At 70.7% G+C, this 22,946-nt stretch carries 24 protein-coding genes and 1 pseudogene; 21 read left to right on the top strand and 4 right to left on the bottom strand.

Translation table 11 applies throughout. The features are described 5' to 3' along the window. The first annotated feature begins 15 nt into the window (after positions 1 to 15). The 17 genes from hisG to argH all read left to right on the top strand — a co-directional run bounded on the left by hisG (position 16) and on the right by argH (position 17,200). Positions 16 to 861 (top strand): ATP phosphoribosyltransferase, encoded by an 846-nt coding sequence (gene hisG / locus J3R08_RS12405; RefSeq protein WP_043324931.1) that lies wholly within the window; start codon positions 16 to 18, stop codon positions 859 to 861. Then, positions 858 to 1,820 carry a DMT family transporter gene (locus tag J3R08_RS12410; protein WP_069087685.1) on the top strand — a complete coding sequence of 321 codons (963 nt, stop codon included), beginning with the start codon at positions 858 to 860 and terminating at the stop codon, positions 1,818 to 1,820. Before hisG ends, J3R08_RS12410 begins: the two co-directional genes overlap by 4 nt. Beyond that, positions 1,817 to 2,290, top strand: a complete 474-nt coding sequence (locus J3R08_RS12415; RefSeq protein WP_030502474.1) for a PH domain-containing protein — start codon at positions 1,817 to 1,819, stop codon at positions 2,288 to 2,290. Before J3R08_RS12410 ends, J3R08_RS12415 begins: the two co-directional genes overlap by 4 nt. A 325-nt stretch (positions 2,291 to 2,615) precedes the next feature. Then, positions 2,616 to 3,263, top strand: a complete 648-nt coding sequence (gene infC / locus J3R08_RS12420) for a translation initiation factor IF-3 (RefSeq protein ID WP_043324929.1) — start codon at positions 2,616 to 2,618, stop codon at positions 3,261 to 3,263. A 19-nt stretch (positions 3,264 to 3,282) separates the two neighbouring features. Further along, positions 3,283 to 3,477 carry a 50S ribosomal protein L35 gene (gene rpmI / locus J3R08_RS12425; protein ID WP_026267805.1) on the top strand — a complete coding sequence of 65 codons (195 nt, stop codon included), beginning with the start codon at positions 3,283 to 3,285 and terminating at the stop codon, positions 3,475 to 3,477. A 32-nt stretch (positions 3,478 to 3,509) separates the two neighbouring features. Beyond that, positions 3,510 to 3,902, top strand: a complete 393-nt coding sequence (gene rplT, locus J3R08_RS12430; RefSeq protein WP_043324928.1) for a 50S ribosomal protein L20 — start codon at positions 3,510 to 3,512, stop codon at positions 3,900 to 3,902. Positions 3,903 to 3,934: 32 nt separating this feature from the next. Further along, positions 3,935 to 4,819 carry an RNA methyltransferase gene (locus J3R08_RS12435; protein ID WP_174534494.1) on the top strand — a complete coding sequence of 295 codons (885 nt, stop codon included), beginning with the start codon at positions 3,935 to 3,937 and terminating at the stop codon, positions 4,817 to 4,819. A gap of 167 nt (positions 4,820 to 4,986) precedes the next feature. Beyond that, a complete protein-coding gene (gene pheS, locus J3R08_RS12440) occupies positions 4,987 to 6,048 on the top strand; it encodes a phenylalanine--tRNA ligase subunit alpha (protein WP_209961179.1) in 1,062 nt (353 codons plus the stop codon). Between the two features lie 26 nt (positions 6,049 to 6,074). Then, positions 6,075 to 8,621, top strand: coding sequence for a phenylalanine--tRNA ligase subunit beta (gene pheT, locus J3R08_RS12445; protein ID WP_209961181.1), 2,547 nt, complete (start codon positions 6,075 to 6,077; stop codon positions 8,619 to 8,621). Between the two features lie 171 nt (positions 8,622 to 8,792). Further along, positions 8,793 to 9,794, top strand: a complete 1,002-nt coding sequence (gene argC, locus J3R08_RS12450) for an N-acetyl-gamma-glutamyl-phosphate reductase (RefSeq protein ID WP_166456318.1) — start codon at positions 8,793 to 8,795, stop codon at positions 9,792 to 9,794. After that, complete coding sequence (argJ, locus tag J3R08_RS12455) at positions 9,791 to 10,963, top strand: bifunctional glutamate N-acetyltransferase/amino-acid acetyltransferase ArgJ (RefSeq protein ID WP_113973129.1); 1,173 nt, start codon at positions 9,791 to 9,793, stop codon at positions 10,961 to 10,963. The genes argC and argJ overlap by 4 nt, the downstream gene beginning before the upstream one ends. Further along, positions 10,960 to 11,847 (top strand): acetylglutamate kinase, encoded by an 888-nt coding sequence (gene argB, locus J3R08_RS12460; protein WP_043324923.1) that lies wholly within the window; start codon positions 10,960 to 10,962, stop codon positions 11,845 to 11,847. The genes argJ and argB overlap by 4 nt, the downstream gene beginning before the upstream one ends. Continuing rightward, positions 11,844 to 13,088 carry an acetylornithine transaminase gene (locus tag J3R08_RS12465; protein WP_043324922.1) on the top strand — a complete coding sequence of 415 codons (1,245 nt, stop codon included), beginning with the start codon at positions 11,844 to 11,846 and terminating at the stop codon, positions 13,086 to 13,088. Before argB ends, J3R08_RS12465 begins: the two co-directional genes overlap by 4 nt. Further along, entirely contained in the window at positions 13,085 to 14,011 is a 927-nt protein-coding gene (gene argF / locus J3R08_RS12470) for an ornithine carbamoyltransferase (RefSeq protein ID WP_209961183.1), read from the top strand. The genes J3R08_RS12465 and argF overlap by 4 nt, the downstream gene beginning before the upstream one ends. After that, the gene (locus tag J3R08_RS12475) at positions 14,008 to 14,520 is read left to right on the top strand and encodes an arginine repressor (RefSeq protein ID WP_043324920.1); all 513 of its coding nucleotides are present in this window, start codon (positions 14,008 to 14,010) and stop codon (positions 14,518 to 14,520) included. Before argF ends, J3R08_RS12475 begins: the two co-directional genes overlap by 4 nt. Beyond that, positions 14,517 to 15,722 carry an argininosuccinate synthase gene (locus J3R08_RS12480; RefSeq protein ID WP_209961184.1) on the top strand — a complete coding sequence of 402 codons (1,206 nt, stop codon included), beginning with the start codon at positions 14,517 to 14,519 and terminating at the stop codon, positions 15,720 to 15,722. The genes J3R08_RS12475 and J3R08_RS12480 overlap by 4 nt, the downstream gene beginning before the upstream one ends. A 14-nt stretch (positions 15,723 to 15,736) precedes the next feature. After that, positions 15,737 to 17,200, top strand: coding sequence for an argininosuccinate lyase (gene argH / locus J3R08_RS12485; RefSeq protein ID WP_030271078.1), 1,464 nt, complete (start codon positions 15,737 to 15,739; stop codon positions 17,198 to 17,200). A 50-nt stretch (positions 17,201 to 17,250) separates the two neighbouring features. On the opposite strand, the gene J3R08_RS12490 is transcribed toward argH, so the two are convergent. The 3 genes from J3R08_RS12490 to J3R08_RS12500 form a co-directional block, all read right to left on the bottom strand. Then, a complete protein-coding gene (locus tag J3R08_RS12490; RefSeq protein WP_043324918.1) occupies positions 17,251 to 17,604 on the bottom strand; it encodes an MmcQ/YjbR family DNA-binding protein in 354 nt (117 codons plus the stop codon). A 65-nt stretch (positions 17,605 to 17,669) separates the two neighbouring features. After that, positions 17,670 to 18,104, bottom strand: a complete 435-nt coding sequence (locus J3R08_RS12495; protein ID WP_030502457.1) for a hypothetical protein — start codon at positions 18,102 to 18,104, stop codon at positions 17,670 to 17,672. Between the two features lie 146 nt (positions 18,105 to 18,250). Then, on the bottom strand, positions 18,251 to 18,889 hold the full coding sequence (locus tag J3R08_RS12500; RefSeq protein WP_209961186.1) for a DNA-3-methyladenine glycosylase: 639 nt from the start codon (positions 18,887 to 18,889) through the stop codon (positions 18,251 to 18,253). Positions 18,890 to 19,028: 139 nt separating this feature from the next. Here J3R08_RS12500 and J3R08_RS12505 point away from each other — a divergent pair. From J3R08_RS12505 to J3R08_RS32850, 4 genes and pseudogenes are all read left to right on the top strand, one after another. Further along, positions 19,029 to 19,790 (top strand): annotated as a pseudogene (locus J3R08_RS12505) (CE1758 family FMN-dependent luciferase-like monooxygenase); the annotation flags it as partial. A gap of 364 nt (positions 19,791 to 20,154) precedes the next feature. After that, positions 20,155 to 20,391 (top strand): hypothetical protein, encoded by a 237-nt coding sequence (locus J3R08_RS12510; protein ID WP_209961188.1) that lies wholly within the window; start codon positions 20,155 to 20,157, stop codon positions 20,389 to 20,391. 295 nt (positions 20,392 to 20,686) lie between these two features. Then, positions 20,687 to 21,160, top strand: a complete 474-nt coding sequence (locus J3R08_RS12515) for a hypothetical protein (protein ID WP_209961190.1) — start codon at positions 20,687 to 20,689, stop codon at positions 21,158 to 21,160. Positions 21,161 to 21,507: 347 nt separating this feature from the next. Beyond that, positions 21,508 to 21,777: an HNH endonuclease signature motif containing protein gene (locus tag J3R08_RS32850; RefSeq protein ID WP_209961193.1), complete on the top strand. Its 270-nt coding sequence runs from the start codon at positions 21,508 to 21,510 to the stop codon at positions 21,775 to 21,777. 276 nt (positions 21,778 to 22,053) lie between these two features. On the opposite strand, the gene J3R08_RS32855 is transcribed toward J3R08_RS32850, so the two are convergent. Beyond that, on the bottom strand, positions 22,054 to 22,281 hold the full coding sequence (locus J3R08_RS32855; RefSeq protein WP_145755138.1) for a GntR family transcriptional regulator: 228 nt from the start codon (positions 22,279 to 22,281) through the stop codon (positions 22,054 to 22,056). Between the last annotated feature and the right edge of the window lie 665 nt (positions 22,282 to 22,946).

Genomic DNA, 22,946 nt, shown 5'->3' on the forward strand with positions numbered 1-22,946 from the left:
CGAAGGAGCACTCCCATGCTGCGTGTCGCAGTACCCAACAAGGGCGCCCTGGCCGAGAAGGCGGCCCAGATGCTGCGCGAGGCGGGCTACCGCCAGCGCACCGACCCGAAGGACCTGGTCTGCCGGGACGAGCCCAACGACATCGAGTTCTTCTACCTGCGCCCCAAGGACATCGCCACCTACGTCGGCTCCGGTGACCTCGACGTCGGCATCACCGGGCGGGACCTGCTGATCGACTCCGGCGCTCCGGCCGAGGAGGTGGTGGACCTCGCCTTCGCCCAGGCCACCTTCCGGTTCGCCGCCCGCCCGCAGGACGTGGACGACGTCCGGGATCTGGGCGGGCACCGGATCGCCACCGCGTACCCGGGTCTGGTCGAGCGGCACCTGGCCGAGCTGGGCGTCAAGGCCGACGTGATCCGCCTGGACGGCGCGGTGGAGAACGCCATCCGCCTCGGCGTGGCCGACGTGGTCGCCGACGTGGTGGAGACCGGCGCGACGCTGCGCCAGGCCGGCCTGGTGGTGTTCGGCGAGCCGCTGCTGCGTTCCTCGGCGGTGCTGGTCCGCCGCGCCGGCACGCCCGGCGGCACCCAGCACGAGCAGCTGCTGCGCCGGCTGCACGGCGTCCTGGTCGCCCGGCGCTACGTGATGCTCGCCTACGACGTGCCGGCCGGCCTGCTCGACCGGGCCAGCTCGCTGACCCCCGGCATCGAGTCGCCGACGGTCTCGCCGCTGCACCGGGAGGGCTGGGTCGCGGTGCAGGCGATGGTGCTCCGCGACGACGTGCACCGGATCATGGACGAGCTGTACGAGCTGGGCGCCCGCGCGATCCTGGTCACCAACATCCACGCCTGCCGCCTGTGAGGCCGCTGCCGCTCCCGGCCGCGCTCGCGGTGGTCGTGGCCGGTGGCGTGGCCTCCGCCGCCCAGGGCGTGGTCAACGCCGAGATGGGGGAGCGGACCGGCGCCCCGGTCCTCGGCGCGGTCGTCAACAACCTCGGCGGCTGCCTGCTGGTGCTGGCCGGGATCGTGGCGCTGCCGTCGATGCGCGCCGGGCTGGCCGCGTTGCGCCGCTCCGGGCTGCCCTGGTGGACCTACCTGGGCGGGGTGGGCGGCGCGGTGATCGTGCTGGTCGCGCCGGTGGTGGTGCCCGTGCTCGGGGTGGCGGTGTTCACCATCGCCCAGGTGGCCGGTGGCAGCCTCGGCGGCCTGGCGGTGGACCGGGCCGGGCTGGCCGCGACCGGGCGAATGCCGCTCACCGTGCCCCGCGTCGGCGGGGCGGTGCTCGGCGTCGGCGCGGTCGCCCTCGCCCAGCTCGGCCGCCCGGTCGGCGAACTGGCGGTCGGGCTGGTGCTGCTCTGCGTCCTGGGCGGGCTGGCGGTGGCGACGCAGTCCGCGCTCAACGGCCGGGTCGCCGCCACCGTGGGCCCGGCCGCCGGGCTCGCCGTCAACTTCGCGGTCAGCACCGTGGTGATCGGCGCGGTGGCGGCGCTGACCGGCGCGCTCGCGAGCCAGCCCCGCTGGCCCGGCCAGTGGTGGCTCTACGTCGGCGGCCTGCTCGGCGTCGGCATCGTGCTCTCCCTGCTGGTCGGCGTACGCGCCGCCGGGGTGCTGCGCACCGGCCTGGCGCTGGTGGCCGGGCAGCTCGGTGGCGCGCTGCTGCTGGACCTGGTCCTGCCCGGCGGGCCCGGCGTGCGGCTGCCGGTGCTGGCCGGCGCCCTGCTCACGCTGCTCGCCGTGGTGGTCACCAGCCTGCGCCGGCGCGGCCCGGACCGTGTGGCGGCCGAAGATGCGCGCGAACCGGATGGCAGACTGGTCGGGTGAGCGATTCCGTGGTGACCGTGCGACCCCGCCGCGTCCGGGTCGTGTGCTGGGTGTCGGCCGTCACGCTGTTCGTCGTGTTCAGCCTCGTCGCGACGTCGCTGACGGGCGCCACCGGCAACGGCTACGGCACGTTCCAGCGCGGCGACCAGTTCGCCATGATCGGCCTGGGCGTGTTCGGTGCGCTCGGCTTCCTGCTGTTCACCCGCCCGCGCGTGGTCGCCGACGCCAAGGGCGTCCGGGTGCGCAACGTGTTCAGCTCGTACGAGCTGCCGTGGGAGGTGATCCGCGGGGTCCGGTTCGACCGGGGCGCCCCGTGGGCCAGCCTGGAGCTGCACGACGACGACCTGCTCCCGATGGTCGCGTTGCAGGCCGCCGACAAGGAGAGCGCGGTCGAGGCGGTCCGCGCGTTGCGCCGGCTGCACCAGGCGCACCTGGCGGCGCTGTCCGCCGGCCAGTCGGCACCCCGCTGACCAGCGAGCCCGGTTTGGGCGGGCCTGGGCCGAGGGTGTAGTGTTGCGGAGTCGACCAGACTGCCCCCGTCCCTGACGCGCGGGCGGTCGTGAAGCGGAGCGCCCGCTCCCACCCGAGTCGCCGCCACGGTGGCCGGGTCCGGTCCCCGGTTTCGGGCACGTCCCGGCGCCGGATGCGCGATCCTGTGATCGTGCCGACCGGTCGAGTGGGCCCTGGCATATGCCGGGGCCTTCTGCTTTCCGGGTCGGCTCCCGCCCGGGAGCCCGCGGAGTCGGCACCGTAGGAGACTCGACTCGAGGAGGCCCCATCAGCGTCGAACCACGCGTGAACGAGCAGATCCGGGCACGTGAGGTCCGACTGGTCGGCCCTGAGGGTGAGCAGGTGGGCATCGTCCCGCTTGAGCGCGCCCTGCAGCTGGCCGCGGACGTCGACCTGGACCTGGTCGAGGTTGCGCCGATGGCGCGCCCGCCGGTGTGCAAGCTCATGGACTTCGGCAAGTTCAAGTACGAGAGCGCACTCAAGGCGCGCGAAGCGCGGCGTAACCAGCAGCAGACCGTCATCAAGGAGATGAAGCTCCGGCCGAAGATCGACCCGCACGACTACGAGACCAAGAAGGGTCACGTGGTGCGGTTCCTCAAGGCCGGCGACAAGGTCAAGGTGACGATCATGTTCCGCGGTCGGGAGCAGAGCCGCCCGGAGCTGGGTTACCGGCTCCTGCGCCGGCTCGAGTCCGAGATCACGGACCTGGGATACGTCGAGGCCGCGCCGAAGCAGGACGGCCGAAACATGATCATGGTTCTCGCTCCGCACCGGGCCGTCAAGGCCTCCGCGGTCGCCGCCACGGCGTCCCGCGGTGGACCGCGCGACCGGGCCGCGGAGGAACCGGCCGCTCCGGCCGGCGAGACCCCGGCGGCCGGCGACACCGCAGCAGCCGGCGAGACCGGTACGACCGCTGAGACCAGCGGCCAGTAACAGGGGAGAAGACGTTCCAATGCCGAAGATGAAGAGCCACACGGGTATGGGCAAGCGGGTCAAGGTGACCGGCAAGGGCAAGATCGTTGCCCAGCAGGCCGGCCTTCGCCACAACCTGGAGAAGAAGCCCAGCACCCAGACCCGTCGGCTGACCGGCACCGTCGAGCTGGCCAAGGCCGACGTCAAGCGCATCAAGAAGCTGCTCGGCCGCTGACGCGAGCCACCTGAACCGAAGAAGGAGTTGAGATGGCACGCGTCAAGCGGGCTGTGAACGCCCAGAAGAAGCGTCGTACCCTGCTGGAGACCGCGAGCGGTTACCGCGGTCAGCGCTCCCGGCTGTACCGCAAGGCCAAGGAGCAGGTGCTGCACTCGATGCAGTACTCCTACCGGGACCGTCGCGACCGCAAGGGCGACTTCCGGCAGCTCTGGATCCAGCGGATCAACGCCGGCGCCCGGGCCAACGGCCTGACCTACAACCGGCTGATCCAGGGCCTGCGCCTGGCCGGCATCGAGGTCGACCGGAAGATCCTGGCCGACATGGCCGTCAACGACGCCGCCTCGTTCGCGGCGATCGTCGAGCTGGCCCGCGCCGCCGTGGCGGCCGAGGGCACCGGTGGCGCCGCGGCTCAGGCCGCCTGACCCACCCCGTACGGCAGATCGAGGCGTCTCCCATGCAGTCACCGTCGCAGGGGAGGCGCCTCGACGCCGTTCCCGGACCGTTCACCCCGCGTACCCCCAGGGTCGTGGCGGCCCGCCGGCTGCATCGCCGGCGCGACCGCGACCAGGCCGGCCGGTTCCTGGCCGAGGGGCCGCAGGCGGTCCGGGAGGCGCTCGCCCGCGCCGGCACGGTGGTCGAGCTGTTCGGCACCCCGGCGGCGCTCGACAGGTACGCCGACCTCGCCGCCACCGCCGCCCGGGCCGACGTGCCGGTCTCCGAGGTGACGGACGACGCGCTGGTCGCGCTCGCCGAGACCGTCGCCCCGCAGGGCCTGGTGGCCCTCTGCCGGCACCTCGACGTACCCCTGGAGCAGGCACTGGCGCGCGGGCCGCGCCTGGTCGCCGTGCTCGCCGGAATCCGCGACCCGGGCAACGCCGGCACCGTGCTGCGCACCGCCGACGCGGCGGGCGCGGGCGCCGTGGTGTTCGCGGGCGAGGCGGTCGACCCCTACAACGGCAAGTGCGTGCGGGCCTCCGCCGGCAGCCTCTTCCACGTCGACGTGGTGCGCGCCGCCGACCCGCTCGCGACCGTCGAGGCGCTGCGGACCGCCGGCCTGAAGATCTTCGCCACCACCGGGTACGGCGACAGCGACCTGGACGACCTCGCCGACGCGGGAAGGCTGGCCGCGCCGACAGCGTGGCTGTTCGGATCGGAGGCGCACGGCCTGCCCGACGAGCTGACCGCCGCCGCCGACGCCCGGGTCCGGGTGCCGCTGCACGGGCGCGCGGAGAGCCTGAACCTGGCTGCGGCGGCCGCCGTCTGCCTGTATTCTTCCGCCAGAGCACTGCGTGTCCCCCGGGGCGCGCGAGAGACAGCAGGGGAGTCCGCCTCGTCATGAACGCGCCACGGCGTTCGTTTAGCCAGCCCGCCGGTGTCGGCGGGCGGCGGGCCTGACCTTCCCCCTGCACGACTCCCCACCGGCGGGCTGCGGCGAAGCCGCGCGTCCGTAGACTCGCCTAGCCACCCGCGAGGGTCGGCGCCGCCGTGAGGGAGTGCCCGTTCACCATGAGCTACCGCAACGATCCGTACGACCCGAAGCAGGTCGCCCTGCTCGACCCGGACGCCCTGGCCGGGGCAGTGGCCGACGCCGAGAAGGCGTTCGCCGACGCCACCGACCCGGACGCGCTCGCCGCGCTGCGCCCCGCGCACCTCGGTGACCGGTCCCCGGTGTCGCTCGCCCGCCGGGAGATCGGCGCGCTGCCGCCGGCCGCGAAGGCCGACGCCGGCAAGCGGGTCAACGAGGCCCGCCGGGCCATCGAGAGCGCGTACGCCGCCCGGCAGGAGATCCTGGAGCGCGAGCAGGCGGAGCGGGTGCTGGTCGAGGAACGGGTCGACGTGACCCTGCCGTACGACCGCCGGCCGCGCGGCGCCCGCCACCCGCTGAGCGTGCTGATGGAGCAGATCAGCGACCTGTTCATCGGCATGGGCTACGAGGTGGCCGAGGGCCCCGAGGTCGAGCTGGAGTGGACCAACTTCGACGCGCTGAACATCCCGGCCGACCACCCGGCGCGCGGTCTGATGGACACGTTCCACATCGCACCCGAGGGCTCGGGCCTGGTGCTGCGCACCCACACCTCGCCGGTGCAGGCGCGCACCATGCTCAGCCGCAAGCCGCCCATCTACGTGGTGGTGCCCGGCCGGGTCTACCGCACCGACGAGCTGGACGCCACCCACGCGCCGGTCTTCCACCAGGTCGAGGGCCTGGTGGTGGACAAGGGCATCACCATGGCGCACCTGCGCGGCACGCTCGACCACTTCGCCCGGGCCATGTTCGGCGAGGGCGCGAAGACCCGCTGGCGGCCGCACTACTTCCCGTTCACCGAGCCGTCGGCCGAGTTCGACGTCTGGTTCCCGGAGCACCGGGACGGTCCGCAGTGGGTCGAGTGGGGCGGCTGCGGCATGGTCAACCCGCGGGTGCTGCGCGCCTGCGGCATCGACCCGGAGGTCTACTCCGGATTCGCGTTCGGCATGGGCATCGACCGGACCGTGATGGTCCGGCACGGCGTCAGCGACATGCGGGACATGGCCGAGGGCGACGTGCGGTTCACCCGCGCGTTCGGCGCCTGAGCTACGGGAACGGTGGTTTAACAGTCATGCGAGTTTCTGTCAGTTGGCTGCGGGAGTACGTCGACCTGCCGGCCGATCTGCCCACCGGCGACCTGGAGCAGGCGCTGGTCGACCTCGGCATCGAGGTCGAGTCCGTGGTGGACCTGCGCGAGTCGGTGAGCGGCCCGCTGGTCGTCGGCGAGGTCCTGGAGATCGAGGAGCTGACCGGCTTCAAGAAGCCGATCCGCTTCTGCCGGGTCGATGTCGGGGCCGCGAACGGCACCGGCGAGCCGCAGGAGATCGTCTGCGGGGCGCGTAACTTCGCCCAGGGCGACAAGGTAGTGGTGATCCTCCCCGGCGGCGTGCTGCCCGGCGGGTTCGCGATCGGCGCGCGCAAGACGTACGGGCGCAACTCCCACGGCATGATCTGCTCGGCGCAGGAGCTGGGGCTGGGCGACGACCACTCCGGCATCGTCGTGCTGCCCGAGGACGTCAAGGCCCAGCCCGGCGACGACGCCCGGCCCGTCGTCGGCCTGGACGACGTCGTGGTCGAGATGGAGATCACCCCGGACCGCGGGTACGCGCTGAGCGTGCGCGGCATCGCCCGGGAGCTGTCGCACGCGCTCGGCGTGCCGTTCCGTGACCCGGCCGACGCGCCCGCGCCCGGCGCGACCGCCGAGCCCGCGTACCCGGTGGAGGTCCGTGACCCGGTCGGCTGCGACCGGTTCGCGGCGCGGATGGTGCGCGGCGTCGACCCGACTGTGGAGACGCCGGGCTGGATGCGGCAGCGGCTCACCGTGGCCGGCGTGCGCAGCATCTCGCTCGCGGTCGACATCACCAACTACCTGATGCTCGAACTCGGCCAGCCGATGCACGCCTTCGACGCGGACCGGATCGCCGGGCCGCTCGTGGTGCGCCGCGCCGAGGCGGGGGAGAAGCTGACCACGCTGGACGGGGTGAGCCGGACGCTGTCCGCCGAGGACCTGGTGATCTGCGACGACACGGGTCCGATCTCGCTGGCGGCGGTGATGGGCGGTGAGACCAGCGAGGTGCTCGCCTCCACCACGAACGTGCTGTTCGAGGCGGCGCACTGGGATCCGGCGACGGTCGGCCGTACCGCGCGGCGGCACAAGCTGTTCAGCGAGGCGGCGAAGCGGTGGGAGCGGGGCGTCGACCCGGCGCTGCCGCTGGTCGCGCTGGAGAAGGCGGTCCGGCTGCTCACCGACCTCGCCGGCGGTACCGCAGGCGAGGAGGTGCTCGACATCGACCACGTCGCGCCGCGTACGCCGGTGACGCTGCCGGTGGACCTGCCGTCGCGGCGGGTCGGCGTGTCCTACTCGCCGGACCGCGTGGTGGAGCTGCTGGAGCAGGTCGGTTGCACAGTCACGCGCGGCGCGGACCGGCTCGCCGAGGACCCGGGCACGGCCGGGGTCGGCTCCGGCGCGGGTGAGGTGCTGACCGTGACGCCGCCGAGCTGGCGGCCCGACCTGACCGACCCGGCCGACCTGGTGGAGGAGGTGGTACGCCTCGACGGCTACGACCGGGTGCCGTCGGTGCTGCCCACCGCGCCGCCCGGCCGGGGCCTGACCTGGCAGCAGCAGCGCCGCCGGGCCGTCGCCCGCTCGCTCGCCGAGCGCGGCTACGTCGAGGTGCTGGCGCAGCCGTTCGTCGCGCCGGAACTGGTCGACCAGCTCGGCCTGCCCGCCGACGACCCGCGCCGCCCCGCGGTACGCCTGGCGAACCCGCTGTCGGAGGAGGAGCCGCTGCTGCGCACCACGCTGCTCGGCCCGCTGCTCGGCATCGTCAGGCGCAACGTCGGACGGGGCCAGCGGGACGTGGCGATCTACGAGATCGGCACCGTCTTCCACCCGCGCCCCGGCGCTGGCGCCCCGCCCGCGATGGGCGTGGACCGGCGGCCCACCGACGAGGAGTTCGCCGCCGCCGACGCGGTGGTGCCCGCCCAGCCGCGGCACGTCGCGGTGGCGCTGACCGGTGAGATCGAGCCGGCCGGCTGGTGGGGCGCGGGCCGCGCGGCCGGCTGGGCCGACGCGATCGAGGCGGGCCGGGCCGTGCTCGACGCCGCCGGGATCCCCGCCGACCGGGTGACGGTACGGGCCGGGGAGCGTGCGCCCTGGCACCCGGGCCGCTGCGCCGAACTGGTGGTGGACGACGTGGTCGTCGGCCACGCCGGTGAGCTGCACCCGGCCGTGCTGGCCGCGCTGGAGCTGCCCCGGCGTACCAGCGCCATGGAGCTGGACCTGGACGCGCTGCCCGCCGCCCCCCTGGTGGCCGGCCCGACCATCTCCACGTTCCCGCCGGCGCTGATCGACGTGGCGCTCGTGGTGGACGACGCGGTGCCGGCCGCCGAGGTGCGGGCGGCGCTGGTCGAGGGCGCGGGCGCGCTGCTGGAGGACGTCCGCCTGTTCGACGTCTACACCTCCGAGCAGCTCGGCGAGGGGCGCAAGTCGCTGGCGTACAAGCTGACGTTCCGCGCCCCGGACCGGACCCTGGCGGGCGAGGAGGCGGTGGCGGCGCGCGACGCGGCGGTCGCTGTCGCCGCCGAGCGCTTCGGCGCCACCCTGCGCGGCGCCTGAAAGGAGGGGCCCCCTCTTAACGCCTCCGGTAGAGGAGGGGGCCCCTTTTAACACCGCGCGCACGCGAGCCGCCCGTGAACGTCGTCTCATGGCTATGCAGCGCGCCGTATGACCTTGCGATGAGGTCGCCCCGACCGGTACCCTTCTCTGCATAGTCATGCGGAGGTGGGTATGGGCATTCGAACAGTGGTGGCCGGGGCGAGTGGATACGCCGGGGGCGAACTGCTGCGCCTGCTCGCCGGTCACCCCGAGTTCGAGCTGATCGCCGCCACCGCGCACACCCAGGCCGGTCAGCCGGTCACCGCCGTACACCCGCAGCTCGCCGGCCTGGACCTGGTCTTCGCCGCGACCGAACCGGCGACCCTGGCCGACGCGGACCTGGTCTTCCTGGCCCTGCCGCACGGGCAGTCCGCGGCGCTCGCCGCGGCGCTGCCCGACACGGTCAAGGTGGTCGACCTGGGCGCGGACCACCGGCTGCGTGACGCCGGCGCCTGGTCCCGCTACTACGGCGGGGAGCACGCCGGCGCCTGGACCTACGGGCTGCCCGAGCTGCCCGGCCAGCGGGCCGAGATCGCCGCCGCGTCGCGGGTGGCCAGCACCGGCTGCTACGCGGTGGCGACCACGCTGGCGCTGGCGCCGCTGATCGCGGCCGGCGCGGTACGCCCCGACGACGTGGTGGTGGTCGCCGCCTCCGGCACCTCCGGCGCGGGCCGGGCCGCCAAGACCCACCTGCTCGGCAGCGAGGTGATGGGCGACCTGTCGCCCTACAAGGTGGGCGCGCACCAGCACGTGCCGGAGATCAAGCAGGCCACCGGCGCGACCGGCCTGTCCTTCACCCCGGTGCTCGCGCCGATGCCCCGGGGGATCCTGGCCACCGTCACCGCCGTGCCCACCGGCGACGCCGACCCGCGCGCGGTGCTGGCCGCCGCCTACGCCGACGCGCCGTTCGTGCACGTGCTGCCCGAGGGCGCGTGGCCGCACACCGCCGCCACCGCCGGCTCGAACGCCTGCCACCTCCAGGCGACCGTGGACGTCGACTCGGGGCGGGTGATCGTGGTCAGCGCGATCGACAACCTGGGCAAGGGCGCGGCCGGCCAGGCCGTGCAGAACGCCAACCTGATGGTGGGTCTCCCGGAGACCACCGGTCTGTCCGTGTTTGGAGTGGCCCCGTGAGCGTCACCGTCCCCCGTGGGTTCCGCGCCGCAGGTGTCGCGGCCGGGCTGAAGTCCTCCGGCGCGCCCGACGTCGCCCTCGTGATCAACGACGGCCCGGACGCCGGTGTCGCCGGTGTCTTCACCGCCAACCGGGTCAAGGCCGCGCCGGTGCTCTGGAGCCAGCAGGTCGTGCACGGCGGCGTCGTGCGCGCCGTAGTGCTCAACTCCGGCGGCGCGAACGCCTGCACCGGCCCGGCCGGGTTCCAGGACACCCACGCCACCGCCGAGCACACCGCCGCCGCGATCACCGCGGCGAACGCGCGGCTCATCGTCGGCGCGGGCGAGGTCGCGGTCTGCTCGACCGGCCTGATCGGCGAGCGGCTGCCGATGGACAAGCTGCTTCCCGGCGTACGCGACGCGGTGCGCGGCCTGTCCCGCGACGGCGGCCCGGCGGCCGCCGAGGCCATCATGACCACCGACACCCGGCCCAAGACGACAGTGGCGCAGGGTACGGGCTGGACCGTCGGCGGCATGGCCAAGGGCGCGGGCATGCTCGCCCCGGCCATGGCCACCATGCTCTGCGTGCTCACCACCGACGCGGTGGCCGGGCCGGACGCCCTGGACGCCGCGCTGCGCGCCGCCACCCGGATCACGTTCGACCGGATCGACTCCGACGGCTGCATGTCCACGAATGACACGGTGCTGCTGCTGGCAAGCGGCGCGTCCGGGATCGAGCCGACCGCCGAGGAGCTGACCGCCGCGGTCACCGCCGCCTGCCACGACCTGGCCCAGCAGCTCCTGGCCGACGCCGAGGGCGCGACCAAGGAGGTCGCGATCGAGGTGGTCGGCGCGGCCAGCGAGGACGACGCGGTCGAGGTGGGCCGTACGGTGGCCCGCAACAACCTGGTCAAGACCGCGCTGTTCGGCAACGACCCGAACTGGGGCCGCATCCTCGCCGCGGTCGGCACCACCACCGCCGTGTTCGAGCCGGACGGCGTCGACGTCGCGGTCAACGGCATCTGGGTGTGCCGGGGCGGCGCCGCCGCCGAGGACCGCGCCAAGGTGGACCTCACCGGCCGCGGCGTCACCGTCCGGATCGACCTGCACGCCGGCGTCGACACCGCCACCATCTGGACCAACGACCTGTCCCACGCGTACGTACACGAGAACTCGGCCTATTCCACATGAACTTGAGTGCTGACCTCACCCGGGCCCAGGCCAAGGCCGCCACGCTGATCGAGGCGCTGCCCTGGCTGGCCCGCTTCTCCGGCGCCACCGTCGTGGTCAAGTACGGCGGCAACGCCATGGTCGACCCGGAACTGCAGCGGGCGTTTGCCGCCGACATGGTGTTCCTGCGCTACGCCGGCCTGAAGCCGGTGGTGGTGCACGGCGGCGGCCCGCAGATCTCCGCCATGCTCGGCCGGCTGGGCATCGCCAGCGAGTTCCGGGGCGGCCTGCGGGTCACCACCCCGGAGGCGATGGACGTGGTCCGGATGGTCCTGGTCGGCCAGGTCGGCCGGGAACTGGTCGGGCTGATCAACGCGCACGGCCCGTACGCGGTCGGCCTCTCCGGCGAGGACGCCGGGCTGTTCACCGCCGTGCGCCGTCCCGCGTACGTGGACGGCGAAGCGGTCGACGTGGGCCAGGTGGGCGACGTGGAGTCGGTGAACGTCTCGGCGGTCACCGACCTGATCGCCGCCGGCCGGATCCCGGTCATCTCGACAGTCGCGCCGGACGCCGACGGGGTGCTGCACAACCTCAACGCGGACACCGCCGCCGCCGCGCTCGCGGTGGCGCTGGACGCCCGCAAGCTGGTCGTGCTGACCGACGTCCCGGGCCTTTACGCCGACTGGCCGGACACGTCCAGCCTGGTCAGCGAGATCACCGCGGACGACCTGGCGAAGCTGCTGCCGTCCCTGGAGTCGGGCATGGTCCCGAAGATGGAGGCCTGCCTGCGGGCGGTGCGCGGGGGAGTGCCCGCCGCGCACGTCGTCGACGGCCGGGTCGCCCACTCCACGCTGCTGGAAGTGTTCACGTCGGAGGGCTTCGGAACCATGGTGATCGACTCATGAGCACGCTGGTGCAGCGGTGGAACGCCACCATGATGGACAACTACGGCACGCCGCCGCTGGCGCTCGTCTCCGGCTCCGGCGCCGTCGTGACCGACGAGACCGGCCGGGAGTACGTCGACCTGCTCGGCGGCATCGCCGTCAACGCGCTCGGCCACGCCCACCCGGCGGTGGTGGCCGCCGTCAGCAAGCAGGTCGCGACGCTCGGGCACGTGTCGAACCTGTTCGTCGCCGAGCCGCCGGTGGCGCTGGCCGAGCTGCTGCTGGCGCTGGCCGGCCGCCCCGGCCGGGTGTTCTTCGCCAACTCCGGCGCGGAGGCCAACGAGGCGGCGTTCAAACTGTCCCGGCTCACCGGCCGCCGGCACGTGGTCGCCACCCACGGCGGCTTCCACGGCCGGACCATGGGCGCGCTGGCGCTGACCGGGCAGCCCGCCAAGGCCGACCCGTTCCGCCCGCTACCAGGCGACGTGACGCACGTGCCGTTCGGCGACGCCGACGCGCTGGCCGAGGCGGTCACCGACGACACCGCCATGCTGATCATCGAGCCGATCCAGGGCGAGAACGGCGTGGTCGTCCCGCCGCCCGGCTACCTCGCCGCGGCCCGGCGGATAACCGCCGCGCACGGCGCGCTGCTGGTGCTGGACGAGGTGCAGACCGGCATCGGCCGGACCGGCCACTGGTTCGCCCACCAGGCCGACGGCGTCGAGCCGGACGTCATCACGCTCGCCAAGGGCCTCGGCGGCGGCCTGCCACTGGGCGCCTGCCTGGCCTTCGGCCGGGCCGCCGACCTGCTCACCCCCGGCTCGCACGGCACCACGTTCGGCGGCAACCCGATCAGCTGCGCCGCCGCGCTCGCGGTCGTCTCCACGATCGCGCACGAGGGCCTGCTCGACCACGTCAAGCGCGTCGGCGAGCGGCTGCGGCGCGGCGTCGAGGCGCTCGGTCACCCGCTGGTACGCGAGGTGCGCGGCGCCGGGCTGCTGCTCGGCATCGTGCTCGACCAGCCGGTCTCCGCCGCCGCGGCGGCAGCGCTGCGCGACGCGGGTTTCCTGGTGAACCCGGTGCAGCCGGACGTGATCCGGCTCGCCCCGCCGCTGATCCTCACCGTGGCGCAGGCCGACGCCTTCGTCGCCGCGCTGCCCGCCGCGCTGCCCGCCGCCGCGCCGCACCCTTCCACCGACGCCGCAGCGACCGCCGACGACGCCGCGTCCGACGCCACGACCCCGACGGAGGCTCCCGCATGATCCGCCACTTCCTGCGCGACGACGACCTCACGCCCGCCGAGCAGGCCGCCGTGCTCGACCTCGCCGCCCGGATGAAGACCGACCGGTACGGCCACCAGCCGCTGGCCGGACCGAAGTCGGTGGCGGTGCTGTTCGACAAGCAGAGCCTGCGGACCCGGATCTCGTTCGACGTGGGCATCGCCGAACTGGGCGGGCATCCGCTGGTGGTGGACACCCAGGTCACCCACTTCGGCCGCGGCGAGACGCTCGCCGACGCCGGCCGGGTGCTGTCCCGCTACGTCGCCGCGATCGTGCTGCGCACCCACGGCGACGACCGGATCGCCGAGGTCGCCGAGCACGCCACGGTGCCGGTGGTCAACGCGCTCACCGACACGTACCACCCCTGCCAGATGCTGGCCGACCTGCTCACCGTGCGCGAGCGCTTCGGCGGCACCGCCGGGCGGATCCTCGCGTACGTGGGCGACGCGGCGAACAACATGGCCCACTCGTACCTGCTGGCCGGCGCGACCGCCGGGATGCACGTGCGGATCGCCGGTCCGGCCGGGTTCCAGCCGGACCCGGAGATCGTGGCCCGCGCGGAGAAGATCGCCGCCACCACCGGCGGCTCGGTCCAGGTGCTCACCGACCCGGCCGAGGCGGTACGCGGCGCGCACGTCGTCGCCACCGACACCTGGACGTCGATGGGACAGGAGACCGACGGGCTGGACCGGATCACGCCGTTCCTGCCGTACCAGGTCAACGCCGCGCTGCTCGGCCACGCCGACGCCGACGTGATCGTGCTGCACTGCCTGCCCGCCCACCGGGGCGAGGAGATCACCGACGAGGCGCTCGACGGCCCGCACAGCGCGGTGTTCGACCAGGCGGAGAATCGGCTGCACGCCCAGAAGGCGCTGCTGACGTTTCTCCTGGAGGAATCCGCATGACCGCTCCGCTGACCCGCGCCGCGCGGCACGCCCGCATCGTCGAGCTGATCCGCGACACCCCGATCCACTCGCAGACCGAGCTGGCCGACCTGCTCGCCGGGGACGGCATCCAGGTCACCCAGGCCACGCTGTCGCGGGACCTGAAGGAACTGGGGGCGGTGACCGCGCGCGGCGGTGACGGGCGGGGCGTCTACCTGATCCCGGAGGACGGGCACCGGCCGCTGCGCGACGCCGAGGGCGCGCCGGCCCGGCTGGTCCGGCTGCTGCGTGAGCTGCTCAACGGCGTCGACTCCAGCGGCAACATCGCGGTGCTGCGCACCCCGCCGGGCGCGGCCCAGTACCTCGCCAGCGCGCTGGACCGGGCCGGCCTCACCGAGATCGTCGGCACCATCGCCGGCGACGACACCATCCTCGTCGTGGCCCGGGAGGCCGACGGCGGGGCGGCGCTGGGTGAGCGGCTCGCCGCCTGGGCCCGCCGGGACGACACAGTCGAAGGGAGCACGACGTGACCGAGCGGGTCGTGCTGGCGTACTCCGGGGGCCTGGACACCTCGGTCGCCATTCCGTACCTGGCCGAGCAGACCGGCGCGGAGATCATCGCGGTGGCGGTCGACGTCGGCCAGGGCGGCGAGGACATGGCCGTGATCCGGCAGCGCGCGCTCGACTGCGGCGCGGTCGAGGCCGAGGTGGTGGACGCGCGCGACGAGTTCGCCGCCGACTACTGCCTGCCGGCCATCCGGGCCAACGCCCTCTACATGGACCGGTACCCGCTGGTGTCCGCGCTGTCCCGGCCGCTGATCGTCAAGCACCTGGTCGCCGCGGCGCGCGCCCACGGCGGCACGATCGTGTCGCACGGCTGCACCGGCAAGGGCAACGACCAGGTCCGCTTCGAGGTCGGCCTGGGCGCGCTCGCGCCCGACCTGAAGGTGATCGCGCCGGCCCGGGACTTCGCCTGGACCCGGGACAAGGCGATCGCGTTCGCCGAGGAGAAGGGGCTGCCGATCGACGTGTCGGCGAAGTCGCCGTACTCGATCGACCAGAACCTGTGGGGCCGCGCGGTGGAGACCGGCTTCCTGGAGGACATCTGGAACGCCCCGGTCGAGGACCTCTACGCGTACACCGTCGACCCGGCGTCGGAACGCGACCCGGACGACGTGGTGCTCACGTTCGACGCCGGCGTCCCGGTCGCGATCGACGGCGAGACGGTCACCCCGTACGAGGCGATCCGGGAGCTGAACCGGCGCGCCGGGGCGCACGGCGTGGGCCGGCTCGACATGGTCGAGGACCGGCTGGTCGGCATCAAGAGCCGCGAGGTGTACGAGGCACCCGGCGCGGTCGCGCTGATCACCGCCCACCAGGAGCTGGAGGCGGTGACAGTCGAGCGGGACCTGGCCCGGTTCAAGCGCGGCGTCGACCAGCGCTGGGGTGAGCTGGTCTACGACGGGCTCTGGTTCTCGCCGCTGAAGCGGTCGCTGGACGCGTTCATCGACGACGCGCAGCGGCACGTCTGCGGCGAGGTGCGGCTGCGGCTGCACGGCGGCCGGGCCGTGGTGACCGGCCGGCGTTCCGAGGCGAGCCTGTACGACTTCGGCCTCGCCACGTACGACACCGGTGACACGTTCGACCAGTCGCTGGCGAAGGGTTTCGTGCAGTTGTGGGGCCTGCCCAGCCGGATGGCGGCGGCGCGGGACGCCCGGATGGGAGGAGTCTGATGGGGGGCACCACAATGGGTGGGGTGGACGACAAGAGCCTGACCGAGAACAGCGCCCCCGCCAACCGGACGAGCCTCTGGGGCGGCCGGTTCGCCGGCGGCCCCGCCGAGGCGCTCGCGCGGCTGTCGGTGAGTGTCCAGTTCGACTGGCGCCTCGCCCCGTACGACATCGCCGGTTCCCGCGCGCACGCCCGGGTCCTGGCCGGCGCCGGCCTGCTCGACCCGGACGAACTGGGCCGGATGCTTGCCGCGCTGGACGACCTGGAGGCGGCGTGCGCCTCCGGCGCGTTCCGCCCGACCGTCGACGACGAGGACGTGCACACCGCGCTGGAGCGTGGCCTGCTGGAGCGGCTGGGCAGCCTCGGCGGCAAGCTGCGCGCCGGCCGGTCCCGCAACGACCAGGTGGCCACCGACCTGCGGCTCTACCTGCGTGACCACGCCCGCGGGGTGGCGGCCCGGCTGGTCGAGCTGGCCGAGGCCCTCGTCGAGCAGGCGGAGCGGCACGTGGACACCGCCGCGCCGGGCATGACGCACCTGCAGCACGCCCAGCCGGTGACGTTCGGGCACTGGCTGCTGGCCCACGTGCAGCCGCTGCTGCGCGACCTGGAGCGGATGCGGGACTGGGACGAGCGGACCGCGATCAGCCCGCTCGGCGCGGGCGCGCTGGCCGGGTCGGGGCTGCCGCTGGACCCGGTGGCGGTCGCCAAGGAGCTGGGCTTTCGTACCTCGTTCGCCAACTCGATGGACGCGGTCGCGGACCGCGACTTCGTCGCCGAGTTCCTGTTCGTCACCGCGATGATCGGCGTGCACCTGTCCCGCCTCGGCGAGGAGGTGGTGCTCTGGACGTCGCAGGAGTTCGGCTGGGTCGAGCTGGACGACGCGTTTGCCACCGGCTCGTCGATCATGCCGCAGAAGAAGAACGCGGACATCGCCGAGCTGGCCCGGGGCAAGTCCGGCCGCCTGGTCGGCGGCCTGATGAGCGTGCTCACCATGCTCAAGGGCCTGCCCATGACGTACGACCGGGACATGCAGGAGGACAAGGAGCCGGCGTTCGACGCGGTCGACACGCTGGAGCTGCTGCTGCCCGCGCTGGCCGGGATGATCTCCACGATGACGGTCCGGGTGGACCGGCTGGTGGCGAGCGCCCCGTCGGGTTTCTCGCTCGCCACCGAGGTCGCCGACTGGCTGGTCCGGCGCAACGTGCCGTTCCGCGACGCGCACGAGATCACCGGCAAGCTGGTGGCGCTCTGCGCGGCCCGGGACTGCGCGCTGGACGAGGTGTCCGACGCCGACCTGGCCGCCGTCAGCGAGCACCTGGACCCGTCGGTGCGCGACGTGCTGTCGGTGCGTTCGGCGCTGGCCGCCCGCATCACGCCCGGCTCCACCGGGCCCGGCCCGGTCGCCGACCAGCTCGCCGCCGCGGCGGACAAGCTGACCGGCTGGCGCGAGTGGGCCGCCGAGCGGGTCGTCCCCCGCTGACCTGCGGCTGATCCGGGGGCAGGCACCCGCCTGCCCCCGGATCACACCGGTCAACCGGTGGGGCGCTCGCGCTTGGGGAGCTTCGCCACCACCGCGTCGTACGACCCGTCGACCGCCTCGACCAGCTCGTCGTCGGGGATGCCGCCGGAGAGCCGCAGCGTGTTCCAGCCCGACCGGCCGATGTAGGGGGAGGGGCGCGCGTCGGCCGGGAACCGGTGCAGCCACTCGTCGGCCACCTCGCGGGACGCCCCGCACTTCACCCCGACCCGCGCCTCACCGTCGGGCGAGCCGAGGAACGCGAAGATCCGGCTGCCCACCTTCACCACCTCGTCGCCCTCCCACGGCCGGTCGAGCCAGGCTCCCGGCTTGGCCAGGCAGTAGGCGAGCATCTCCTCGCGCGTCATCGCGTCCTCCCCGTGCCGTCGTCGGGCACAGTCTTGCCCGCGGCTGTGACAGTGCGCGCCGCCGGTCAGTCGCCGGTGCCGGTGCGGACGGTGAGCCGCTCGTAGCGCTGCCGGGCCGCCTGGGCGCTGCCCAGCCCCAGCCCGAAGGCGATCGCCTGCCAGGTCATGCCCCGGCCGCGGGCCACCTGGAGCAGCCCGGCCTCCAGTGCGTCCACCTCGGAGCGCACGTGCGGGATGAGCGTCAGCGCGGCCATCAGGTCGGCCTGGTCGACCGGCTCCTCACCCTCGTCCAGCTCGGCGCCCCCGGCGAGCGCCATCACCAGCGTGGCCGCCTCGTAGGCGTCCGGCACGTCGGGGTGGGCGTAGCGACGGCGGCGGGAGTTGGTGCCGGCGTGCCGCTCGGCGATCCGCAGCAGCGCCGCGTAGTTGCGGTGCGCCCGTGCCTGGGCAGCATCCGGAGCGGTGAACGGGTCGTTGTCCACGGTGACCATGTCGTCCATCCCACACCCAAGAATGGCCCGTTGTCAACACCCCGTTGAAAGCTCTTCGTGTAAAACACCGTGACCTCAACGCATGGTGAAGGGTCGGCGCGTCATGCCACCACAGACGCGCCGCGGGGTGTCCCGGGTTGCCCGGAACGGCCGATTCAGGCCGGCGAGTTCCGCACCGGGGCGGCCGGAGCGGGCCGGCGACGCGGGGTGTGCCGCCGGTAGACGCTCACGCTCGGCTCGTCCGCCAGCCAGAACCGCCACGGCAGGTCGTGCGCGGCGGCGACCCCGACACGCGGCCCGGCGACGATGTGCGCCGGGTCGACCGGGATCGCCGGTGGCGTCAGCAGCAGCGGGCCGCTGCCGTCGATAGCCGAGGTGCCGTTCGCGTCCCGCCCGATCCCGAGCGCGGTGACCAGCCGGGCCGGCCCGCGGGCCAGATCCCGGTCGGCGGCGCGCGGCCTGCGCTCGCGGGCGGTCTCGACGCCGCCGACCACCTCGCCCGCGCGCAGCAGCACCGCCGCCGCCTCGCCGTCGCGCCCGCAGACGATGTTCGCGCACCAGTGCATGCCGAACACGAAGTACACGTAGACGTGCCCGGCGGGCCCGAACATGACCTGGTTGCGCGGCGTCGGCCCGCGGTGGGCGTGCGACGCCGGGTCCTCGCCGGTGCCCGCGTACGCCTCCACCTCGGTGAGGCGTACCGTGACGCCGTCGGCCGACACGGTCCAGCCGAGCAGCGTCCGCGCGGTCTGCGCGATCTGCGCGGCGGGCGCGGAGAGCCAGGGGTACGTCATCGCGGCAAGGGTAGTCGGTGGGAGGCGCGTGATCCGGGCCACGCCGGGGCGGGCGGCCACCGGAATAGTTGACTCGTCAAATATGTTGTGAGGAGCGATCCCGGGCCGACCGGTCCGGACCCCACGCGAGGAGCTGGTCATGCAGTTCGGAGTCTTCACCGTCGGTGACGTCACCCCCGACCCGACAAACGGGCGACTGCCGTCCGAGCGTGAGCGGATCAAGGCCATGACCGCCATCGCGCTCAAGGCCGAGGAGGTCGGCCTGGACGTCTTCGCCACCGGCGAGCACCACAATCCGCCGTTCGTGCCGTCGTCGCCGACCACCATGCTCGGCTGGATCGCCGCGCGCACCGAACGGCTGCTGCTGTCCACCGCGACCACGCTGATCACCACCAACGACCCGGTGAAGATCGCCGAGGACTACGCGATGCTGCAGCACCTCGCCGACGGCCGGGTGGACCTGATGATGGGGCGCGGCAACACCGGGCCCGTCTACCCGTGGTTCGGCCAGGACATCCGCAACGGCATCCCCCTGGCCATCGAGAACTACGACCTGCTGCGCCGGCTCTGGCGCGAGGACGTGGTCGACTGGAAGGGCCGGTTCCGTACGCCGCTGCAGGCGTTCACCTCGACCCCGCGCCCGCTCGACGGCGTGCCGCCGTTCGTCTGGCACGGCTCGATCCGCAGCCCGGAGATCGCCGAACAGGCCGCGTACTACGGCGACGGCTTCTTCGCCAACCACATCTTCTGGCCCAAGGAGCACACCCAGCGGATGGTCGGCCTCTACCGGGAGCGGTTCGCGCACTACGGCCACGGCTCACCCGACCAGGCCATCGTCGGCCTCGGCGGGCAGGTATTCATGCGCCGCAACTCCCAGGACGCGGTACGCGAGTTCCGCCCCAATTAACGGACACTCACCTAGAGTTCCCGGAGTTTTGGATCTACTCAATGACAGGCGCATAATATCACACCTGTCAAATCTGAATAAAGAAGTACCAAAAAGAATCAGGGATAAGGATTAGGGGCTCGGGATTCCTTCAAATGGAAGGAGTCCTTTTTTGTTGGACCCCTAGGCATACTGTGTGGCACGCACCATCAGCAGGGCTGCTCAGCAAGCCCTGTAGCCCTGAAACCCTTACACAGCAACGGTTCTAGCGCATGAGCGCTGCCTGAGAGCTACCTCAGTAGGGTTGCTACCTGGTGCCCCTGGGGAGGCACGGCCCGGAAGGGCAGACATGATCCACTGCAACCAACACGACCAGGCCGTGACCGGCTACACGATCAGAACTGAATACGCCGAGATAAACGGCAGGCTTGTTAGGAGCTATGAGGAAATCGTTTTTCCCTGCGGATGCTCTTTCCCGTTCGCTCAGATCACCTCAGAAGAGATCGTAAAAGAGACTCCGGACGGAACAAGCCTGGTAGAGCTAACCGTGACTGACATTGCCGGTGAGCCTGTCATGTCATGGATAGAGCCGAGAGAGTCGGCAGAAGTTTTCTAATCAAATAGCCGACTGCGCATGCAGTCGTATCCAGCAATCAACTAGTAAAGCCCTGGGGCTAGGCCCTGGGGCTTTTTCTATGCACTATGCATAAAAGACAGGAGAGAAAGAATCATGGCAAAGAAGAAGACTGGCTTTCTTCCGTTAATCATCATTGCCGTAGTCCTAGCTTGTTTCGGGGTTGGAAGCTGCCTAGCTAGTCCTGGTGCTGAACCTCGCAAGGCTCCGCCCGTTGTGGTTGTGACCGACGAACCTACGTCGGATATCGACATGCCGGATACAGACGTCAAGAAGCATGATCCACGGCCTAAGAAGTGTTCTCATAAGTGGTACTGCTGATATGGATACCCCAGAAATCATCAGAGCCTTCCCGATGATTGCTACGGCTACAGATGAACACAGGGAAGAAAGAGAACCCTTGCGAGATCAGTTCTTCAGAGACTCCGAATATCTAGCGGGCAAGGGAAAGCTAGGCGGCACACACAAGGCCGTTTTACAGCTACAGGTTTCCATGTGGGTTTTTGATGCCGTACCTCAGGAGGCTTACGACAGGGCTAGAAGTCACCTAGACACGCTCCTAGCAGAAGTCAGGCATGAGGAATCGCCAGAAGCGAGGATTGCCGTTCTACAGGAACGGATCAGGGGAGTTGAGAAAGAAAGAGCGCTTGGTTTCTATGACATGGATAGCGAACGAGACAGAGCGAACTACCAAGCCAGGATTGACCGGCTAAGTAAGCAAATCGAGTTAATCCGTAGGGAAGTCAGCTAACCAAACAGCAGTACCGATAACCCGGGAATAATCCCGGGATTTTTTTTGAGCAAAAGTTGATCTTGAACAGAGGGTAAAACAATATGGAGGGAAAGTATTGCCCTAGATGCAGTCAGGTACTACCGGTAGAAAACTTTGGCAGGAACAAGAGCCGTAATGACGGAATGGCTGCTTATTGCCGGACCTGCAAGAACGCTTCATCTAGAGAGTCGAAAGAAAGGAACCGGCCACGTGCCCGGGAGTTCTGTAGGGTGTCATATGCAAAGAATAGGAGTGCCCGCATTGCAAAAGTCCGAGACTACCAAGAAACGAATCCAGACAAGCGGAGAGAGTGGAATCGCAAGCGCATGGCGCTTCAGCGGGAAGCCCTCTATCTAGGGCATACGCAGGAACAGCTAGAGCAGAGAATTGCCTACTACGGCGGTAAGTGCTGGATTTGCAGGGTTGCACCCTGGGAGCATATCGACCACGTAAAGCCCTTATCTAAGGGTGGTGCTCATATCCTGGCAAACCTCAGACCGTCTTGCGCTAGCTGCAATCTCGGCAAGTCTGATAAATGGCCATTCGTGCCAGCAATGATTTTGATAAACCAAAGCGCATATGCGCTAGCTAACTGATTGGAGAAAACAATGTTACGAGTAAGTGTGATGAGTCCAGACGAGTTCTTAGCCAAGCATGGTGACAAGAAGATGAGTGACTACGAAGTCAGGGAGATTCCTGGTGTCTGCTCTATCTACTACAACCCTGCTAACGGAAATCTCATCGTTGTTAAGGATGAAGAAGAGTAGGCGTCTGCCTAGGAGTTATTTAGAGGGCTTTCAGAGCCTCTGTAACGAGAGAACATAACCGGGAGGTACCTCAGGGTACCCCCGGCTTTTTTCGTGCCTCTGTCGTTATGGCTTCTTGCCTGTAATGAAGTAGCCGACACCCTGCCTACCTTCTACCTCACCGGAAACCATCAAACGCTCTAGCGCACGGCGAGCCGTCCCTACAGAACAGTCGAACTGATCCGCGATTTCAGGCAGTGAAGGAAGCTTGTCACCGGTTTTCAACTGACCGGACTCAACACTTGAGCGGATTGAATTAATGATCCGGCGGTAAGCCGGTACGTATCCCTCCATACGGAAATTAGATCACTCCCTATATCCGGCACTGTCCGCAATGTCTCTTGTGTCAACACTGCTCACTCTGTCAACACTGCTACTAGGGTGGCGTCTGTCAGGGCAGGAACCACACGGAGGGGTGAGGGCTAGTGAAGCTGAGAGGGCTTCTAAACCGGCTGAGAGGGCTTCTGCGCCGTCAACAGCACCAGGAGGTGCCGGTGGCTAGGGCAGCTACGTACTACCCGCACAGAGGCGGTGCGACGGCAGGCAGAAGGATCTTCGATGAGCCGACACAGATCATCCGTACGACTCCGCTGATGACGCCTGCTGCGGAGTGGAGAGCTAGCCACGCCTTCCGGCGCAACAGAGGGGAGCGGCATTATGAAGACTGATGATCTAGACACGGTTCTAGTCGGGACCGCTCCCGTGTCTCTCGTGTTGCATTCTTCTGGTGTTGCCGTAGGGCACGCATTCTTTACTCCTGATTTCGTCATCCTGGTCAACTCAGACGCTTCCCAGATCATCAAAACGACAGAGGATCATCTCGACGCATGGCTAGACCGGCTGAGCGTTTCGATGGGAAGGCCCGTCGAGATTTGGAGTTAAAGCGAACCGCTGGGTAAGAGCACAAAAAAAAGAACCCTCTCCCTAGAGAACCTTGGATTAGGCACGAAGCTTTTTCC

The organism is Micromonospora sp. HB375, assembly GCF_017872985.1.
Lineage (GTDB): Bacteria > Actinomycetota > Actinomycetes > Mycobacteriales > Micromonosporaceae > Micromonospora > Micromonospora chalcea.

Bases quoted from the DNA above. Each gene is read 5' to 3' on its own strand.
- hisG (WP_043324931.1), top strand. From the start codon at position 16: ATGCTGCGTGTCGCAGTACCCAACAAGGGCGCCCTGGCCGAGAAGGCG.
- rpmI (WP_026267805.1), top strand. From the start codon at position 3,283: ATGCCGAAGATGAAGAGCCACACGGGTATGGGCAAGCGGGTCAAGGTG.
- rplT (WP_043324928.1), top strand. From the start codon at position 3,510: ATGGCACGCGTCAAGCGGGCTGTGAACGCCCAGAAGAAGCGTCGTACC.
- J3R08_RS12435 (WP_174534494.1), top strand. From the start codon at position 3,935: ATGCAGTCACCGTCGCAGGGGAGGCGCCTCGACGCCGTTCCCGGACCG.
- pheS (WP_209961179.1), top strand. From the start codon at position 4,987: ATGAGCTACCGCAACGATCCGTACGACCCGAAGCAGGTCGCCCTGCTC.
- pheT (WP_209961181.1), top strand. From the start codon at position 6,075: ATGCGAGTTTCTGTCAGTTGGCTGCGGGAGTACGTCGACCTGCCGGCC.
- argC (WP_166456318.1), top strand. From the start codon at position 8,793: ATGGGCATTCGAACAGTGGTGGCCGGGGCGAGTGGATACGCCGGGGGC.
- argB (WP_043324923.1), top strand. From the start codon at position 10,960: ATGAACTTGAGTGCTGACCTCACCCGGGCCCAGGCCAAGGCCGCCACG.
- J3R08_RS12465 (WP_043324922.1), top strand. From the start codon at position 11,844: ATGAGCACGCTGGTGCAGCGGTGGAACGCCACCATGATGGACAACTAC.
- argF (WP_209961183.1), top strand. From the start codon at position 13,085: ATGATCCGCCACTTCCTGCGCGACGACGACCTCACGCCCGCCGAGCAG.
- J3R08_RS12475 (WP_043324920.1), top strand. From the start codon at position 14,008: ATGACCGCTCCGCTGACCCGCGCCGCGCGGCACGCCCGCATCGTCGAG.
- argH (WP_030271078.1), top strand. From the start codon at position 15,737: ATGGGTGGGGTGGACGACAAGAGCCTGACCGAGAACAGCGCCCCCGCC.
- J3R08_RS12490 (WP_043324918.1), bottom strand. From the start codon at position 17,604: ATGACGCGCGAGGAGATGCTCGCCTACTGCCTGGCCAAGCCGGGAGCC.
- J3R08_RS12495 (WP_030502457.1), bottom strand. From the start codon at position 18,104: ATGGACGACATGGTCACCGTGGACAACGACCCGTTCACCGCTCCGGAT.
- J3R08_RS12500 (WP_209961186.1), bottom strand. From the start codon at position 18,889: ATGACGTACCCCTGGCTCTCCGCGCCCGCCGCGCAGATCGCGCAGACC.
- J3R08_RS12515 (WP_209961190.1), top strand. From the start codon at position 20,687: ATGATCCACGGCCTAAGAAGTGTTCTCATAAGTGGTACTGCTGATATG.
- J3R08_RS32850 (WP_209961193.1), top strand. From the start codon at position 21,508: ATGGCGCTTCAGCGGGAAGCCCTCTATCTAGGGCATACGCAGGAACAG.
- J3R08_RS32855 (WP_145755138.1), bottom strand. From the start codon at position 22,281: ATGGAGGGATACGTACCGGCTTACCGCCGGATCATTAATTCAATCCGC.